16 protein-coding genes are annotated in these 16239 nt (G+C 68.7%); 3 read left to right on the top strand and 13 right to left on the bottom strand.

Annotated elements, in window-relative coordinates; all coding sequences use genetic code 11:
* Positions 1–163: 163 nt before the first annotated feature.
* Genes fliI through WAE60_RS03070 form a run of 3 tightly spaced genes read left to right on the top strand, consistent with a single transcriptional unit; the run spans position 164 to position 2992 of the window.
* Complete coding sequence (gene fliI / locus WAE60_RS03080; RefSeq protein ID WP_029914075.1) at positions 164–1501, top strand: flagellar protein export ATPase FliI; 1338 nt, start codon at positions 164–166, stop codon at positions 1499–1501.
* Positions 1501–1920: a hypothetical protein gene (locus tag WAE60_RS03075; protein ID WP_029914077.1), complete on the top strand. Its 420-nt coding sequence runs from the start codon at positions 1501–1503 to the stop codon at positions 1918–1920. The genes fliI and WAE60_RS03075 overlap by 1 nt, the downstream gene beginning before the upstream one ends.
* Positions 1910–2992, top strand: a complete 1083-nt coding sequence (locus tag WAE60_RS03070; RefSeq protein ID WP_337684927.1) for an endo-1,4-beta-xylanase — start codon at positions 1910–1912, stop codon at positions 2990–2992. The genes WAE60_RS03075 and WAE60_RS03070 overlap by 11 nt, the downstream gene beginning before the upstream one ends.
* Here the strand turns inward: WAE60_RS03070 and WAE60_RS03065 are convergent.
* The 13 genes from WAE60_RS03065 to WAE60_RS03005 form a co-directional block, all read right to left on the bottom strand.
* The gene (locus WAE60_RS03065) at positions 2989–3402 is read right to left on the bottom strand and encodes a helix-turn-helix domain-containing protein (protein ID WP_035018555.1); all 414 of its coding nucleotides are present in this window, start codon (positions 3400–3402) and stop codon (positions 2989–2991) included. The two genes, WAE60_RS03070 and WAE60_RS03065, sit on opposite strands and share 4 nt — an antisense overlap.
* A 96-nt stretch (positions 3403–3498) precedes the next feature.
* Positions 3499–3906 (bottom strand): DUF4282 domain-containing protein, encoded by a 408-nt coding sequence (locus WAE60_RS03060; protein WP_029914083.1) that lies wholly within the window; start codon positions 3904–3906, stop codon positions 3499–3501.
* A gap of 128 nt (positions 3907–4034) precedes the next feature.
* Entirely contained in the window at positions 4035–4577 is a 543-nt protein-coding gene (locus WAE60_RS03055; RefSeq protein WP_337684925.1) for a hypothetical protein, read from the bottom strand.
* Positions 4578–4819: 242 nt separating this feature from the next.
* Positions 4820–6928, bottom strand: coding sequence for a flagellar biosynthesis protein FlhA (gene flhA / locus WAE60_RS03050; protein ID WP_029914086.1), 2109 nt, complete (start codon positions 6926–6928; stop codon positions 4820–4822).
* Positions 6929–7096: 168 nt separating this feature from the next.
* Positions 7097–8461: a sigma-54 dependent transcriptional regulator gene (locus WAE60_RS03045; RefSeq protein WP_029914088.1), complete on the bottom strand. Its 1365-nt coding sequence runs from the start codon at positions 8459–8461 to the stop codon at positions 7097–7099.
* Positions 8462–8533: 72 nt separating this feature from the next.
* Positions 8534–8869, bottom strand: a complete 336-nt coding sequence (fliN, locus tag WAE60_RS03040; RefSeq protein ID WP_029914089.1) for a flagellar motor switch protein FliN — start codon at positions 8867–8869, stop codon at positions 8534–8536.
* Between the two features lie 5 nt (positions 8870–8874).
* On the bottom strand, positions 8875–9519 hold the full coding sequence (locus WAE60_RS03035; protein WP_029914091.1) for a flagellar assembly protein FliH: 645 nt from the start codon (positions 9517–9519) through the stop codon (positions 8875–8877).
* A 12-nt stretch (positions 9520–9531) separates the two neighbouring features.
* A complete protein-coding gene (gene fliG / locus WAE60_RS03030) occupies positions 9532–10548 on the bottom strand; it encodes a flagellar motor switch protein FliG (protein WP_029914092.1) in 1017 nt (338 codons plus the stop codon).
* 3 nt (positions 10549–10551) lie between these two features.
* Entirely contained in the window at positions 10552–12201 is a 1650-nt protein-coding gene (gene fliF / locus WAE60_RS03025) for a flagellar basal-body MS-ring/collar protein FliF (protein ID WP_337684922.1), read from the bottom strand.
* A gap of 250 nt (positions 12202–12451) precedes the next feature.
* Complete coding sequence (gene sciP / locus WAE60_RS03020) at positions 12452–12733, bottom strand: CtrA inhibitor SciP (RefSeq protein WP_007675208.1); 282 nt, start codon at positions 12731–12733, stop codon at positions 12452–12454.
* A 169-nt stretch (positions 12734–12902) separates the two neighbouring features.
* Positions 12903–14600: a flagellar hook protein FlgE gene (gene flgE / locus WAE60_RS03015; protein ID WP_029914099.1), complete on the bottom strand. Its 1698-nt coding sequence runs from the start codon at positions 14598–14600 to the stop codon at positions 12903–12905.
* A 123-nt stretch (positions 14601–14723) separates the two neighbouring features.
* A complete protein-coding gene (locus WAE60_RS03010; RefSeq protein WP_029914101.1) occupies positions 14724–15410 on the bottom strand; it encodes a flagellar hook assembly protein FlgD in 687 nt (228 codons plus the stop codon).
* A gap of 11 nt (positions 15411–15421) precedes the next feature.
* The coding region (locus tag WAE60_RS03005) for a flagellar hook-length control protein FliK (protein ID WP_337684904.1) at positions 15422–16239 on the bottom strand (818 nt) is incomplete at its 5' end.

Here is a 16239-nt window from a genome sequence, read left to right as displayed (position 1 = left end):
CCGGCGTTCGCCGGGATGAGCGGGTCAGAATATGGGTCGGTCATAACGACGCAGGCCCCAGCCTAACCACAATCCTCAAGAGCCGATTAACCATAAGCCTCTACTTCACTCCCCATTAACGCGAGAGGCCCAAAGCTTGGCTTCGAGCCGTCGGGAGTTGTGCTTGCGTAGCCTGATCGCCGCCGTCGAACGTATCGATCCGCTGACCGTCTTCGGTCGCGTCGCCGCCGTGAACGGCCTCCTGATCGAGGCGCGCGGCGGGCTGACCCGTCTCGCCGTCGGCGCGCGGGTCGAGATCGAGCGCCTGAACCTGCCGACCCTGCCGGCCGAGGTCGTCGGCTTCCGCGAAACCCGCGCCCTGCTGATGCCGTTCGGCCCCGTCGAGGGCGTGGCCCCCGGCGCGGTGATCAAGATCATGCCCGAGGGCGCCGTGGTCCGTCCGACCAAGGCCTGGCTGGGCCGCATCATCAACGCCTTCGGCGAGCCGATCGACGGCCTGGGGCCGCTGCCCCAGGGCGACGTCCCCTACCCCTTGAAGACCCCGCCGCCGCCGGCCCACGCCCGCGGCCGCGTCGGCGAGCGCCTGGACCTGGGCGTGCGGTCGATGAACGTCTTCACCACCACCTGCCGCGGCCAGCGCCTGGGCATCTTCGCCGGCTCGGGCGTGGGCAAGTCGGTGCTGCTGTCGATGCTGGCCAAAGAAGCCACCTGCGACGCCGTCGTGGTGGGCCTGATCGGCGAGCGGGGCCGCGAGGTCCGCGAGTTCATCGAGGAGACCCTGGGCGAGGAAGGCCTCAAGCGCGCCATCGTCGTGGTCGCCACCTCGGACGAACCGGCCCTGACCCGCCGTCAGGCCGCCTACATGACCCTGGCCATCGCCGAGTTCCTGCGCGACCAGGACCAGGAAGTGCTCTGCCTGATGGACTCGGTCACCCGCTTCGCCATGGCCCAGCGCGAGATCGGCCTGGCCGCCGGCGAACCGCCGACCACCAAGGGCTACACCCCCACCGTCTTCACCGAGCTGCCCAAGCTGCTGGAGCGGGCCGGTCCCGGTCCGATCCGCGCCGACGGCACCACGGCCGCCCCGATCACCGCCCTGTTCACGGTGCTGGTCGACGGCGACGACCACAACGAGCCGATCGCCGACGCCGCCCGAGGCATCCTGGACGGCCACATCGTCATGGAGCGATCGATCGCCGAGCGCGGCCGATTCCCGGCCATCAACGTGCTGAAGTCGATCTCGCGGACCATGCCGGGCTGCCAGACGCTGGAGGAGCGCGAGGTGGTCAAAATGGCCCGCCAGAGCCTGGCGGCCTATTCGAACATGGAAGAACTGATCCGCATCGGCGCCTACCGCGCCGGGGCCGATCCGATCATCGACCGCGCCATCCGCCTGAACCCCGCCGTCGAGGCCTTCCTCAGCCAGAGCCCCGACGAGGCCACCAGCCTCGACGACAGCTTCGGCCACCTCGCCCACATCCTGCAGAGTGAAGCCGCGTAATGACCAAGTGGGCCGACTCCCTGATCCGCATCTCGAACCACGAGGTCGAGACCCTGCAGAAGCGGCTGGCCGACATCGTCGAGCGCCGCCAGGCGGCCGAGATGAAGGTGGCCACCATCGACGCGGAGTCCGAGCTGGAGGCCATGCAGGCCCAGGGCGACGTCGAGGCCGGCTGGTACATGATCGGCTTCCGCCAGGGCTCCAAGATCCGCCGCGACCAGACCCTGCTCGAAATCGACCAGATCCTGATCGAGGAGGCCGGCGCCCGCGACGCCCTGGCCCACGCCTTCGAGAACCTCAAGAAGTACGAGCACGTCGCCGAGGCCGCCAAAGTCGCCAAAGCCAAGCTGGTCGGCAAGCTGGAGACCGCGGCCCTGGACGAGCTGGGCCTGCGCCGGGCGGCGGTCGGTGGCCGCTAGCGGGCTCTACTCCCGCCGCGCCGTCGTCGGCTCGGCCCTGGCCCTGTCCGCCTGCGGCGCCAAGGACGCGCAAGGTCAGTCCCCTGGGGGCCAGTCCGTCCCCGCCGACCTGCCGCCGCTGAAGACCGTCGCCCCGTTCCGGATCGGAACCTGCGTCCAGGCCCTGCACCTGGACGACCCGGCCCTGGCGGCCCTGATCGCCCGCCAGGCCAGCCAGCTGACCGCCGAGTGGCAGATGAAGATGGAGTACATCGTCCAGCCGGACGGCTCCTTCCGCTTCGACGCCCCCGACCGCATCGCCGCCTTCGCCCGCGCCCACGGCATGGGCCTGCTGGGCCACACCCTGATCTGGTACGCCCAGGCGCCCGAGGCCTTCCAGCGGCTGGACGAGAACCGCATCGGCTTCGCCGACGCCTATCGCAACTACATCCTGGCCGTGGTCGAGCGCTATCGCGGCCTGGCGGTCGGCTGGGACGTGGTCAACGAGGCGGTGGCCGAGGACGGGAACGGCTGGCGGGGCAGCCTGTGGTCTGAGCGCCTGGGCGACTTCGAGCACATCGCCCTGGCCTATCGCACCGCGCGGGAGGCCGATCCCCAGGCGACCCTGCTGCTGAACGACTACAATCTGGAATACAACGACACCAAGCGCGCCACCTTCCTGAAGCTGGCCGAGCGGCTGCTGGCCTCGGGAGCGCCGCTGACGGGCCTGGGGACCCAGATGCACGTGGCGGCCGACATCGCGCCCGGCAAGATCACCCGCATGATCCGCGAGCTGGCGAGCCTAGGCCTACCGATCCACGTGTCGGAACTGGACGTCTCGCTGACCCGGTCGGAGAATAAGCTGCTGTCGCGCGGCGAGCTGCTGCGGCGCCAGACCGCCGTCTACGCCGAGACCGCCGAGGCCTTCATGGCCCTGCCGCAGCGCCAGCGCTTCGCCTTCACCCTGTGGGGCCTGCGCGACCGCGACTCGTGGCTGACGGCCGAGAACGCCGGCGACGCGCCGGCCGTGTTCGACAACGCCGGGCGGCCGAAGGCGGGCGCGGCGGCGCTGGTCGCGGCGTTCCGCGCCTAACCCGCGGCGCGGTCGTCGTCGTTGTCGACGCTCAGGGTCTTGGCCAGGGCCAGGATCTGCAGGCGCTGGGCCATCGGCAGCTGCGGCACCAGCGAGGCCAGCTCCACGCCCTCCTCGGTGGCCATGAAGCGGCGCACCGCCATGGCGCGGCGGTCGCCGTCATCGGTCTCCAGCGGCGGCATGCCTTCGAAGAACCAGGCGACCGAGGTCTGCAGGGTCACGGCCATGCCGTAGAGCTTGGAGGCGCTGACGCGGTTGGTCCCGCGCTCGTACTTCTGCAGCTGCTGGAAGGTGATGCCCACGCTGTCGGCCAGCTGGGTCTGGCTCAGGCCCAGGGCCTTGCGGCGCATGCGGATGCGGCCGCCCACGTGGACGTCGACGAGGTGGGGTTCTTGATCAGCGGCCAACATGCGTCTCCAGCAGGAGACGAAATACGCCTCCTCGACGCTTAGACGCCGGGGAAGACCCCTGCCCTCAAGCTTGAGGGTGAATTTTCGTATACCGCGTTATTCGGTCGCAGGCTTGGGAGCCGGCGCCGAGCTCGGGGGGCGGGTGACGGAGGCCACGGCGTGGTCGGCGTCACTGGCCTGGCGCAGGGCGCGCAGGTCCTCGCTGATGCGGAAGATGGCGACGTAGAACTCGCAGAACGCGCGCCACAGCAGCACCATGGCGGCGGCCACCAGCAGGCCCGCGACCAGCACGGGGAAGGCCAGCAGCAGCGATTGCAGGCCGGGCTCCTTCAGGGCCAGGCCGACGGCCGCGCCCACCACCGAGAACGCGAACAGGGCCACGACCCCGAGGCCGGCCCAGTAGATCAGGTGGATCACCGGCCCGGTGACGAGACGGTCGAAGGTCAGCAGGTCCCAGAACAGACCGCTCGAACCACTCGTCCTGGAATTTCTGGCCGGAGCCATCCGACACCCCTCATGTCAGCGGGAGCTCCGCCGGGTACTGACCCCATCGCTAGCAGCGCGAAGCCCGCTCGGCAATGCCGAGCGGGCTCGCTGATCGTCAGCCGACGATCGTTGGGGACGACGCTAGCCTATTGAGGCTTGGCGCCGGCCAGGGTGGCGTCGATCTGCGCCTTGGTGGCCGTGGTCTGCAGGCCGCCGGTGGCGGCCGCGCTGAAGCTGGCCTTGGGCAGGGCGAACTTCTTCTCACCGCTGGTCACGACCACGTTGGTGGCGCCGTCCGCGCCCGTGGTGGTGCCAGCGATCGTGCCGACGACGGCGCCCGAGGGGTCCTTGACCTCGGAGCCGACCTTCAGGTCCAGGGCTACGTTGGCCGAGGACGGCGTGCCCGCCGCGTCGGCGTCGGCGGCGGTGCTGGTGGTGCTGGTCGTGCTGCTGGTGGTCGATTGGGTCGGCGCGCCCGGCAGGGCCGCGGCGGGCGCGGCCTGACCGGCCGGAGCCGTGGTCGCCGCGGGGGCGGCCGGCGCGGTCGACTGGGCCGGAGCCGTGGTCGTGGTGGTGGTCGAGGTGGTCGCGGCGGGCGGCGTCTGAGCCGGGGCCGTCGATTGGGCGAAAGCGGCGCCGGCCAGCGAAACAGTCGCGGCGGCGGCGAACATGGCGATCTTGGTTTTCATCAGTAGCGCTCCGTCGTGAAGGCCCCCGCCTTGGCAAAACGAACGCGACCTATCGGCAACGGTTCCGAAATAGTCAGTAACAACCCGTGACCATTTCTGGGCGTTTCCAGGCGATTTCTGGGCGAAAGGCCTGAGGGCGGCTCGCGACACGGGCGGCCGGTGACATGCACTTGTGCGTGCCCCCAAGTCTGGCGCAGCGCTTCCTGTTGGGGACACGCGCAAGCGCATGTCCCCGGCCTTGCCTAGACCATCCCCACGGTGCGCAGGCGGGCGCGGGGGTGGATCTCGTTCTGGCTCATCACCACGGTCTGGCCGCGGAAGCGCTCGATGATCGAGCGGACATAGGGCCGCACGCCGGGGCTGGTCAGCAGCACCGCGCTGTCGCCGGCCATGGCGGCGCGGTCGAAGGCGTCGCGCACGCCGCGGATGAAGTCCTGCAGGCGCGAGGGGGCCAGGGCCAGTTGCTTGTCCTCGCCCGGACCGACCAGGGCCTCGGCGAAAGCCTGCTCCCATTCGGCCGACAGGGTGATGATCGGCAGGGCGCCGTCCTCGCCGCGGTTGGCCCAGCACAGCTGACGGCCGATGCGGGCGCGGACCTGCTCGGTCAGCTGCACCACCGAGCCGGTGTGCGGCGCGGCCTCGCCGATGCCCTCCAGGATCTGCGGCAGGTCGCGGATCGACACGCGCTCCTTCAGCAGGGCCTGCAGGACGCGCTGGATGGTCGTGGCGCTGACCACCGAGGGGATCAGGTCGTCGACCAGCTTCTTCTGCCCCTCGGGCAGCTCCTTCAGCAGCTTCTGCACCTCGGCGTAGGAGAGCAGGTCGGCCATGTTCTCCTTGAGGATCTCGGTCAGGTGCGTGGTCAGCACGGTGGCCGGATCGACGATGGTGTAGCCGCGGAAGGTGGCCTCCTCGCGCATGGCCTCCTCGACCCAGGTGGCGGGCAGGCCGAAGGCCGGCTCGCGCACGTGCTCGCCGGGCAGCTCCACCTGGCCGCCGCGCGGGTCCATGGCCATCAGGCAGCCCAGGCGCACCTCGCCGGTCCCGGCCTCCATCTCCTTGATCCGGATGGCGTAGCCCTGGTTGGCCAGGCGCATGTTGTCCAGGATGCGGACCGGCGGCATGACGAAGCCGAACTCGGTGGCCAGGGTCTTGCGCAGGGCGCGGATCTGGTCGGTCAGCTTGCGGCCGTCCAGGTCGTTGATCAGGGTCAGCAGGCCGTAGCCCAGCTCGATCTTGACGTCGTCGATGGCCAGGGAGGCGCTGATCGGCTCCTCCTCGGGCTCGGCCGCCGCGGCGGCGGCTTCCAGCTCGGCCGGGCTCAGGGGCTCGGGCTCCTTGGCCTTGGTCGCGCGGCGATAGGCCAGGAAGCCGGCCCCGGCGGCCAGGGCCGCGAACGGGATGATCGGCATGCCCGGGATCAGCGCGATCACCCCGGCCGAGGCCGAGACCATGCCCAGGGCGACCGGGTTCATGGCCAGCTGGGTGGTCAGGGCCTTGTTGGCGCTGCCCTCGACGCCGGCCTTGGACACGACCATGCCGGCGGCGATCGAGATGATCAGGGCCGGGATCTGGCTGACCAGGCCGTCGCCGATGGTCATGATGGTGTAGGAGGCCGAGGCCTCGCCGATCGGCATCTTGTGCTGGACGACGCCGATCAGGATGCCGCCGACGATGTTGATGCCGGTGATGATCAGGCCGGCGACCGCGTCGCCCTTCACGAACTTGCTGGCGCCGTCCATGGCCCCGAAGAAGGTCGATTCCGCCTCCAGGTCCTTGCGGCGCTGTTTGGCGGTGTCCTGGTCGATCAGGCCGGTCGACAGGTCGGCGTCGATGGCCATCTGCTTGCCGGGCATGGCGTCCAGGGTGAAGCGGGCCGCGACTTCCGCGATCCGGCCCGAACCCTTGGTGACGACCATGAAGTTCACCACCACCAGGATGATGAAGACGATCACCCCGATGACGAAGTTGCCCTGCATCATCAGGTTGCCGAAGGCGGCGATGACCGCGCCGGCCCCGTGCGAGCCTTCCTGGCCATGGCCGAGGATCAGGCGCGTGGAGGCCACGTTCAGGCCCAGGCGATAGAGGGTCGCGACCAGCAGGACGGTCGGGAACGAGGTGAATTCCAGCGGCTTCTTGATCAGCACCGCCGTCATCAGGATCAGGACCGAGCCCGTCACCGAAATGGCCAGCAGCAGGTCCAGCAGCATCGGCGGGACCGGGATGATCAGCAGGACGATGATGCCCACGACGCCCAGGGCCAGTCCCATTTCGCCGCGCAGGATCCCTTCCCACAGCGCCTTGGGGCTGGGGATGGAGGTTGCGGCCTTGGGGACGGCGGCGTCAGCCATTCAAATCCTAGATCCCGTAGTGGAGCTTGAATCCGCGATGAAGCGATTTGCGCGAACCCGCCAGGGTCTTAATCGAAATTAGCCATGTCGGGCGCCGGACCGATGGTCGCGGCCCCCGAACGGAGTTCATCCAGATCAGGCCGCGGCCACCCCGCCCAAGACTTTCCATTAGGCGGCGGCGACGCCGCCTTGCGGCGGCGGCACCGGGACGCCGGCGTCGGAATATTCCTTCAGCTTGTTGCGCAGGGTGCGGATCGAGATGCCCAGGATGTTGGCCGCGTGGGTGCGGTTGCCCAGGCAGTGCTCCAGGGTGTCGATGATCAGCTGCTGCTCGACCTCGGCGACGGTCGAGCCGACGAAGGTGCGCGACACGGCGTCGGCGGCCATCTGGGCGCCGCGGGCCACCGCCACGTCCGGCGCCGGGGCCAGGGGCTGGCCGTCGGGCAGGCGGATGGCGAATTCCTCGATCTCGGCGCCCGGCGACAGCAGCACCGCGCGGTGCATGGCGTTTTCCAGCTCGCGGACGTTGCCCGGCCAGCGGTGGGCGATCAGCCGGCGCTTGGCCTCGGCCGAGATCGGCTTTTCCGGCATGCCGTTGGCGGCCGAGTACTTCTTCACGAAGTGCTCGCACAGGGTGATGACGTCGCCCGGGCGCTCGCGCAGCGGCGGCAGACGCAGGTTCACGACGTTCAGGCGGTAGAGCAGGTCCTCGCGGAACGTGCCGTCCTTCACGGCCTGGGCCAGGTCGCGGTTGGAGGTGGCCAGGATGCGGATGTCGACCTTGACCGGCTTCTGGCCGCCGACGCGGTCGATCTCGCGCTCCTGGATGGCGCGCAGCAGCTTGGCCTGCAGGCGGGCGTCCATCTCGCTGATTTCGTCCAGCAGCAGGGTGCCGCCGTTGGCTTCCTCGAACTTGCCGACCCGGCGGGCCACGGCGCCGGTGAAGGCGCCCTTCTCGTGGCCGAACAGCTCGCTTTCCAGCAGGTTCTCGGGGATGGCGGCGCAGTTGACCGAAATGAAGGGGGCCTTCGACCGACGCGACTTGGCGTGGACGTAGCGGGCCATCACTTCCTTACCCGAACCGCTTTCGCCGGTGATCAGGATCGAGGCTTCCGACGGGGCCACCTGGTCGGCCAGGCGGATGACGTTCTCCATCGCCGGATCGCGGACGATCATCGGGCGGTTGTCGTCGGTGACGGCGGCCAGGACGGCGGCGATCAGCTCGGCGTCCGGCGGCAGCGGGATGAACTCCTTGGCCCCGGCCTTGATCGCCGCGGCGGCCCGCATCGGGTCGGCGTCGACGCCGCAGGCCACCACCGGCACCCGGATCCGCTCGGACTCGTTGGTGGCGATCAGGCCCGCGATGTCGAGCGTGTACTCGACCATCATCAGGTCCGCGCCCTGCCCGGCCCGCAGCGCGTGGGTCGCCGCTTCCGTGGTCTCGACGTGCGAGACCTTGGCCCCGGTGTTCATCGCCATCTTCACGGCGACCGAGAGCTGTCCGTTCAGTTTTCCGACGACCAGGAGGCGCATCGTTCTATCTCCGTTGGGGCTATGCCGCCCCGGCAGTTCAACTGGTTAAGCGGTACTCGACGTCGCCGACGGTCAGCCGGCGGCGTCGCCGTCCTTGATGATTTCCGTCATGGTCACGCCCAGCCGTTCGTCGACGACGACGACCTCGCCGCGCGCCACCAGGCGGTTGTTCACATAGATGTCGATCGCCTCGCCGACCTTGCGGTCCAGCTCGAGGATCGAGCCGGCCGACAGCTGCAGCAGCTGGGCCACCGACATGTGGGCCCGGCCCAGCACGGCCGAGATGTTGACCGGCACGTCGAAGACCGGCGCCAGGTCGGACGCGATCTTGTCGCTGAGTTCGACCGGCATCTCGGAGGCCAGCATCGTGCCGCCGAATTCGTCGAGGGTGAGGTTGTCTTCGGACATGGCGGTCAGCTTTCGCTAGGCAGAAGGGGTTCGGCGTGGAGCCCTTCGGCCGCGATCGCGGCTTCCAGGGCCTGGGTGACGCGGGCGGCCGCGTCGGTCGGGTCGAAGGCCGCGCGGCCGTCGCCCCAGTCGAGGACGAAGGCGGCGGCCGGCAGGTGGGCGTCGGCGCGGGCCAGGATCTGGCCGGGGAAGCCGATGGCGTTGGCGGTCTGCTCCAGGGCGGCCTGGGTGCGCTCGACCAGGTGCGGGGCGACCCGCACGGTCAGCTTCGGGCTGGCCTCGACCTCGCGGGCCAGGGCCGTCAGGGCCGCCTGGGCGGGTTGGGCCGGGAACTGGTCCAGCGCCGCGTCGGCGATGGCCCGGCCGCAGGCCAGGGCCAGCATCGCCGAGCCCTCGCGGTGCTCGTGGGCCACGGCCGTCAGGGTCGAGAAGGCGCCGTGGATCGCCTGGCCGATCGCGTTCAGGGCCATGGCGGCCTCGCGCTCGGACTGGGCGACGGCCGACTGCTCGCCGGCGGCGTAGGCCTCGGCCTTGGCGGCCTCCAGCTCCTCCAGCGTGAAGTTCTTCTTCACCCGCGCCGGCGCGGTCATGCCGCCGTGGTCGTCGAACACGGTGTCGAAGGTGAAGCGGCGGGGGGTCATGTCGGTCATTCAGCCATCCCCCTAGTAGATCAGTTCGTCTTCGGCGCCGGCGCCGGCCAGCATGATCTCGCCCTTGGCGGCCAGGTCCTTGGCGACCTGCACCATGGCGACCTGGGCCTGGTCGACGTCCTTCAGGCGGACCGGGCCCATGCTTTCCATGTCCTCGCGCATGATCTTCGAAGCGCGTTCCGACATGTTCGAGAAGAACATCTCGCGCAGCTTGTCCGAGGCGCCCTTCAGGGCCAGGGCCAGCTGCTCCTTGCCGGTGGCGCGCAGCAGGGTCTGGACGCCGCCCGGATCCAGCTTCGACAGGTCCTCGAACACGAACATCAGGGCGCGGATGCGCTCGGCCGCCTCGCGGTTGCGCTCTTCCAGGGCGGCGATGAAGCGGGCCTCGGTCTGGCGGTCGAAGTTGTTGAAGATCTCGGCCATCATCTCGTGGCTGTCGCGCTTGGACGTGCGCGCCAGGTTCGACATGAATTCGGTGCGCAGGGTCTGCTCGATCTTGTCGAGGATCTCGCGCTGGACCGGCTCCATCCGCAGCATGCGGGTGACGCATTCCAGGGCGAAGTCCTCCGGCAGCGAGGCCAGCACGCGCGCGGCGTGGTCGCTCTTCACCTTCGACAGCACCACCGCGACGGTCTGCGGGTATTCGTTCTTCAGGTAGTTGGCGAGCACCGCCTCGTTCACGTTGCCCAGCTTGTCCCACATGGTCCGACCCGCGGGACCGCGGATCTCTTCCATGAGCTGGTCGACCTTCTCCTGCGGCATGAACGACGCCAGCAGGCGCTGGGTCTGCTCGTAGGAGCCCATGATCGCGCCGGTCGAGCTCATGCCCGAGACGAACTCGACCAGCAGCTCTTCCACGACCGAGGCCGAGACCGTGCCCAGGCCGGCCATGGCCTGGGAGACTTCCTTGATCTCTTCGTCGTCCAGGGCTTCCCAGATCGCGGTGTGCTCTTCGCCCAGGGCGAGCAGCACGATCGCGGCCTTTTCCGGCCCGGCGAGTTTCTTCACGTCGTTGACGGAGGTCTTCATCGCTTACTCCGACTCGTGCAGCCAGGAGCGGAGGATCGCGACGGATTCCTCGGGGTGCTTTTCGACGAACTCGGAGACCCGCTTGATCGACGAGGCCTTCACCTGGCCCTCGATCTTGGCGATGTCGATGCGCTGGTCCATGTCGCTGACCGGGCCGGCGATGGCGATGGCCTCGCCCGACTGGTCGATGACGACTTCCTGCGTGGTGCCGTCCGACAGGGTGACCATGCGGGTCACCTGCGGCGTGGCCAGGGCCATGCCCAGCGGGGTCGGCGGCGGGCTCATCAGGCTCTTCAGGAACGGGCGGACCGCGAACAGCAGGATCAGCAGGGCGACGACCGCCAGCACGCCCAGCTCGGCGATGCGCATCAGGTCGTTCTTGTCCATGCCGTCCAGCAGGCCGGCCTTGCCCAGGCCCTGGTCCTCGGGCTGCGGGAAGCGGACGTTGACCACCGAGACCTGGTCGCCGCGCGAGGCGTCGAAGCCGACCGCGGTCTTCACCAGCTGCTCCAGCTGGGCCATCTCGGCGGCGGTGCGCGGGGTGTAGGCGCCCGGCTTGCCGTCCTTGCCCGGAGGGGCGACGATCCCGTCGACGGCCACGGCCACGGCGACCTTGCGGACCTTGCCCGGCTCCTGGACGGTGGTCGTGGTGCTTTCCGAGATCTCGTAGTTGGTGACGCTCTCGTTGCTGTTGGACTTGGAGCCCAGCGGCTGGAAGCCGTTCGGGGTCTGGCCCGGGATGTTCTGGGTCGAGGTGACGCCGCCGGTGTCGTCGTTCTTGGTCTCGCTGGCGTCGTTGGCGTTGGTGCTTTCCGAGCGGATGACCTGGCCGTCCGGATCGAACTTGCGCTCCTGGGTGGTGACGCGGTTCAGGTCGAGGTCGGCGGTGACGTTGACGCGCGCCTTGCCCGGGCCCAGCACGCCGTCGATCATGTCCTTGACCGTCTTGGCGATGCGGGCCTCGGCCTCGCTCTTGGCGTCCTGGGCCAGCTTGCCGGCCAGGCTCTCGTCGCTGCCGGCCGACAGGGTCTTGCCGTGCTGGTCGATGACGTTGACGGCGTCGGGCTTCATGCCGGCGACCGAACCGGCCACCAGGTTCTGGACAGCGCGGACCATGTCGGCCGACGGTTCGCGGCCCATGCTGATGGTGACGGCGGCGGTCGGCTTCTCGGCGTCTTCCTCGAACAGCTGACGCTTGGGGATCACCAGGTGGACGCGGGCGGCGCGCACGCCGTCCCAGCCCTGGATGGTGCGCTCCAGCTCGCCCTGCAGGGCGCGCTGGCGGTTCAGCTGCTGGACGAAGTCGGTCTGGCCCAGGGCGCTGGAGGTGTCGAAGATTTCGTAGCCGACCGAGCCCGAGGTCACGAGACCCTTGGTGAAGATCAGCTGGCGGGCGGAATTGACCTTGTCGCGGGCGACATAGATCGTCGCGCCGTCGGCCTTGGTCTCGTACTTGATGCCCGCCTGGTCGAGGGCGGCGGTGGCGGCGGCGGATTCCTTGGGGTCGACGTTCGACAGCAGCAGCTCGTTGGGCTGCTTGCTCATCATCATCATCACGGCGGCGATCACGGCGATCGCGCCCGCGGCGACGCCAATCAGGGCGGCCAGACGACCGACGCCAAATCGTTGAATCGCACCGAGGAACTTGTCCAACCTACGCCCCAAACCCTGAACGGCCTCCCGACGAGGACGCTTAGCCACACGCGCCGGAGCACGCCGTCGCTAGGCAGGATTTACCCAGTGCAAGGTAAACGGGTCGTTTACAAAAGGGGGCGCCAAGGGGGTGGCGGGGGCGCCAAAAGGTCGCGGCCGCGTCCCAGGGGAACGCGGCCGCCGATCTGTACAACTGGGCTCGCCGGAGGGGTGAAACCCCGGCGTTCCCTTACGCTTCAACGCCCGCCGACTAGCGGTACTGCTGAAGCCGCGTGGTCCGAAGACCCGCCAGGCCGTGACGGTCGATCGATTGTTGCCAGGCGAGGAATTCCTCGTTGGTCAACTTGTACCGATCGCACGCCTCGTCGAGCGAGAGGAGACCACCGCGGACGGCGGCCACCACCTCGGCCTTGCGCCGGATCACCCAACGCTGGGTTTCCGGAGGCGGCAAGTCGGAGAGAGTCAGCGGCGCGCCGGTCGGACCGATCACGTACTTCTCACCCCGGCTGTTCGTGCGCTGCTGCTGCAACATGGCTTTACGCCTTTCCCACAACCATCACTGTTGGAGAGGAACATACGCGCCGGGAAATAACAGGCGCTTAATTCCAATAGTAAAGAAAGACTGAAACACGAGGCTTTCTCCCTACTCCTGTGATGTATCAATGTGACACAGGGTAATTAAGGTCAGTTAAGACCTGTAATTACCGCTTAATGCTCAGAAGCTCTTCTAGCATCTGGTCAGCGGTGGTGATGATCTTCGACGAAGCCGAATAGGCTCTTTGCGTCGTGATCAACCCCGTGAACTCGGTCGACAGGTCGACCGTCGAAGCTTCCAGCGTGGACGGAGCAATCACGCCCGCTCCACCCTGTCCCGGAGTCTTCAAGCTATAGGTGCCGCTTTCGTTGGTGACGCGATATGCATTTCCGTTCACCCCCTTCAATCCGTTGGGGTTCGAGAACGTGGCGATCGCAACCTGTGCGATCCGGCGCGTGACGCCGTTGTCGAAGATCGCCGAGACGTAGCCCTGGTCGTCGACCTCGATGTTGGTCAGGTTGCCGAAGGCCGTGCCGTTGGTGTTCACCGACTGGACCACCGACTGGCTGTTGTACTGGGTCAGGCCGCCGGCGGCGCTGGCCAGGTCGATCTGGATGTCCTGGGCGTCGATGCCCAGGCCGTCGGCCCAGCGCGGCGGGGTCACGGCGGGCGGCGCCAGGTTGGTCACGGCCGGGTCGGACGCGCCGATGTTGATGGCGGTCGGGGTGACGCCGCCGAACAGGTTGCCGACCGAAGCCAGCTTCCCGTCGGTGGTGAAGGTGACCTTGCCCGAGCTGATCAGGCCGTTGGTGTTGTTGTCCAGGTCGCCCGGCTTGGCGCGCAGTTCGGCGAACCACTCGTTGGGGCCGGGGCCCTTCAGCAGCGACAGGGTGACGGTGCGCTGGCCGCCCTTGGAGTCCGAGACCGGGATCTGGATCTCGAAGTCCGGCTTGACGCCCGTGGTCGGGTCTTCGGCGTAGTCCGACATCGAGCGGGTCGCCGGGTCGTAGGCGCCGCTGTTGACCGCGTCGGTCTTGTTGTTCAGGCCCAGTTGGGTCTGGGTCAGGGTCACCGCGGGCGGGCCGGCGGCGATCTGCACGTTCGGCGCGGTGCCCGGCAGGGTGGTGCCCGTCAGCAGGCCGGTGATCGGGTCGTAGGTGTTGACGCCCTTGGCGACGGCGACGCCGGCCTGGCGGATCTCGACGGCGTACTCGTTACCGTTGCCGGTCGGGCTGTAGTAGATCGAGTAGTTGTTGGTCGCGCCGCTGCTGTCGACCAGGGCGGTCTTGGTCGACACGGCGTTGGCCGCGGCCGAGACCGGCTGTTCCGAGCGCAGGTTGGCGTTGACGCCGACGCGGGTGGTCTTCTCGGCGGTGCCGCCGACGGTGCCGACGTTGATCGACGACAACTGGGTCAGGTCCGAGGGGTCGGGCGTTATCGTGCCCGTCACCGGATCGGCCAGCCAGCCCTGCAGGTAGAGGCCGGCGTCGTTGCGCAGGTAGCCCAGGTTGTCCAGCTGGAACGAGCCGGCGCGGGTGAACGAGCGGGTGTCGGTGGCGGTCAGGCCTTCCGGCTTCTCGGTGCCGACGAAGAAGCCCGAGCCCGCGATCGACAGGTCCAGGTTCGAGGTCGTGGCCTGGGTCAGGCCCTGCTGGCTGACGAACTGGTGGGTCTGGGCCTTCACGCCGCCGGCGCTGTAGGTGGCGTTCTTGCTCTGCGAGGTGACCAGCGTCGAGAAGTTGGCCGAGCTGCGCTTGTAGCCGACGGTGTTGACGTTGGCGATGTTGTCCGAGATCGCGGCCAGGGCCGACGAGTTCGAGATCAGGCCGGAAACCCCGGCGAGCATGGCGCTGTTGATGCTCATGACTGTGATCCTGCGATGAAATTCAAAACGGAAAGGGTTTGAGGGTTCAGCGCGGTTTGCGTTCGGACCCCCGCGGGGGTCCCAGAGGCGTCATTCTGACGCCCGATCATCTTGTTGGTCGGCCTAGCTGCTGGCGGCCGGCGCGTCGGTGACGCCGATCACGGAGTCGATCGGCACCTTGGTGTCGCCGATCCAGACCATGTTCTGACCGCTCTCGTTGGTGACCTTGGTGACGATGCCGTCGATGCGGCCCTTCGAGGTCGTGGTGATGTTCGAGCCCTCGGGGTCGGTCGCCGTGACCTTGATGGTGTAGGCGCCGCCGGCCGGCTGCACCGTGCCGTCGTCGCTCTTGCCGTCCCACTCGAAGGTGTGGTCGCCGCCCGACATGTCGTCCGGCAGCTGGGTGCGGATGGTCTTGCCGAACTTGTCGATGACCTCGATCTTGACCCCGGTGGCCGAGCGGCTCTGGGTGTAGCTCCAGGTCGCCTTGCCGTCCTTGAGCACCGACTTGTCGGTCTCGGCGGTCACCTGCTTGCCCATCAGGTTCACGGCGTCGCTGATGCCGCCGCTGGTGTTCATGCCCACCAGGGCCGTCAGCAGGTCGTTGGTCACCAGCTGCTGCTCGACCCCCGTCATCTGGGTGATCTGGCTGGTCATCTGGGTCGTGTCGGTGGGCGACAGCGGATCCTGGTTCTTCAGCTGGGTGGTCAGCAGCTTGAGGAACGTCTGCTCGTTGTTGGCGAGCGAGTTCCGCGAGTTGTTGATCTTGTCCGTGATGCTAGTGCCGGTGCTGCTGGTGGCGGCGACCATGGGCGGCTCTCCTAGATTCTGACGTCGACGCCGCTGGCCTCGGCGACGCGGAGGCCGGGCAGCAGGGCGGACGGGGCGAGCGGGATGTCTTCAGCCAGGGCCGATTGGAAGGCGCGGCCGTGGAAGGCCTGACGGCCGTCGCCGCCCTGCTGGTTCTGGAAGTTGAAGAAGGCGTTCTGGCTCTGACCGCTCTGGTTCTGGCTCGAGCTGTCGAAGCTCAAGGCGTTGTCGGCGACGTTGAAGCCGGCCGCGGCCAGGGCCTGGCGCAGCTCGCCCGACTTGCCGCGCATGTCGGCGGCGGCGGCCGGGTTGTCGAAGTTCAGGGCGGCGGTCAGCTTGCCGTCCTTGGCGATCTCGATGCGCACGTCGACGCGGCCCAGGCCTTCCGGCTGCAGCACCACGTCGAAGCGGCTGGTCTTGCCGACCACCGCCTTGCTGGCGATCTCGGTCGTCAGGTGGCTGACCGTCTCGGGGCCGGCCTTGGGCAGCTGGGCGGCGACGACCGGGGCCGGGGCGGCGGCGGTGCCGGGGGCCACGAAGGTCGGGCCGGTCGCCGGGGCGTCGGCCTGGGCGACGATCGGCGCGGCCTCCTTCAGGGGCGAGCCCTGGGCGTTGGCCTGGTCCTGGGCGCCGCCCTGGGTCGAACCCTCGCCCGTCGTCGCGGCGTGGGCCGAGGCGACGACCGGGCCGTGGGCCGGTTCGGCGGCGGCCTCGGCCACCGCGGCGGCGACGGCGGTCGCCGTGGTCGAGGCGGTCTTCGGCTCGGCGGCCTTCACCGTCTTGGCGGTCACGGAAGCGACTTCCGGCGCGGCGGCCTGGGCGGCGGCGG

Origin of the sequence: Caulobacter sp. CCG-8, from assembly GCF_037402475.1 — a bacterium.
In the GTDB taxonomy this organism is placed as follows: domain Bacteria; phylum Pseudomonadota; class Alphaproteobacteria; order Caulobacterales; family Caulobacteraceae; genus Caulobacter.
Note: the sequence above shows the minus strand (reverse complement) of the source record. Positions and strands in the feature narration are given on the sequence as shown.

Excerpts from the sequence above, each read along its gene's own strand:
- WAE60_RS03075 (WP_029914077.1), top strand. The coding sequence starts at position 1,501 with ATGACCAAGTGGGCCGACTCCCTGATCCGCATCTCGAACCACGAGGTC.
- WAE60_RS03065 (WP_035018555.1), bottom strand. The coding sequence starts at position 3,402 with ATGTTGGCCGCTGATCAAGAACCCCACCTCGTCGACGTCCACGTGGGC.
- WAE60_RS03060 (WP_029914083.1), bottom strand. The coding sequence starts at position 3,906 with ATGGCTCCGGCCAGAAATTCCAGGACGAGTGGTTCGAGCGGTCTGTTC.
- WAE60_RS03055 (WP_337684925.1), bottom strand. The coding sequence starts at position 4,577 with ATGAAAACCAAGATCGCCATGTTCGCCGCCGCCGCGACTGTTTCGCTG.
- flhA (WP_029914086.1), bottom strand. The coding sequence starts at position 6,928 with ATGGCTGACGCCGCCGTCCCCAAGGCCGCAACCTCCATCCCCAGCCCC.
- WAE60_RS03045 (WP_029914088.1), bottom strand. The coding sequence starts at position 8,461 with ATGCGCCTCCTGGTCGTCGGAAAACTGAACGGACAGCTCTCGGTCGCC.
- fliN (WP_029914089.1), bottom strand. The coding sequence starts at position 8,869 with ATGTCCGAAGACAACCTCACCCTCGACGAATTCGGCGGCACGATGCTG.
- WAE60_RS03035 (WP_029914091.1), bottom strand. The coding sequence starts at position 9,519 with ATGACCGACATGACCCCCCGCCGCTTCACCTTCGACACCGTGTTCGAC.
- fliG (WP_029914092.1), bottom strand. The coding sequence starts at position 10,548 with ATGAAGACCTCCGTCAACGACGTGAAGAAACTCGCCGGGCCGGAAAAG.
- sciP (WP_007675208.1), bottom strand. The coding sequence starts at position 12,733 with ATGTTGCAGCAGCAGCGCACGAACAGCCGGGGTGAGAAGTACGTGATC.
- flgE (WP_029914099.1), bottom strand. The coding sequence starts at position 14,600 with ATGAGCATCAACAGCGCCATGCTCGCCGGGGTTTCCGGCCTGATCTCG.
- WAE60_RS03010 (WP_029914101.1), bottom strand. The coding sequence starts at position 15,410 with ATGGTCGCCGCCACCAGCAGCACCGGCACTAGCATCACGGACAAGATC.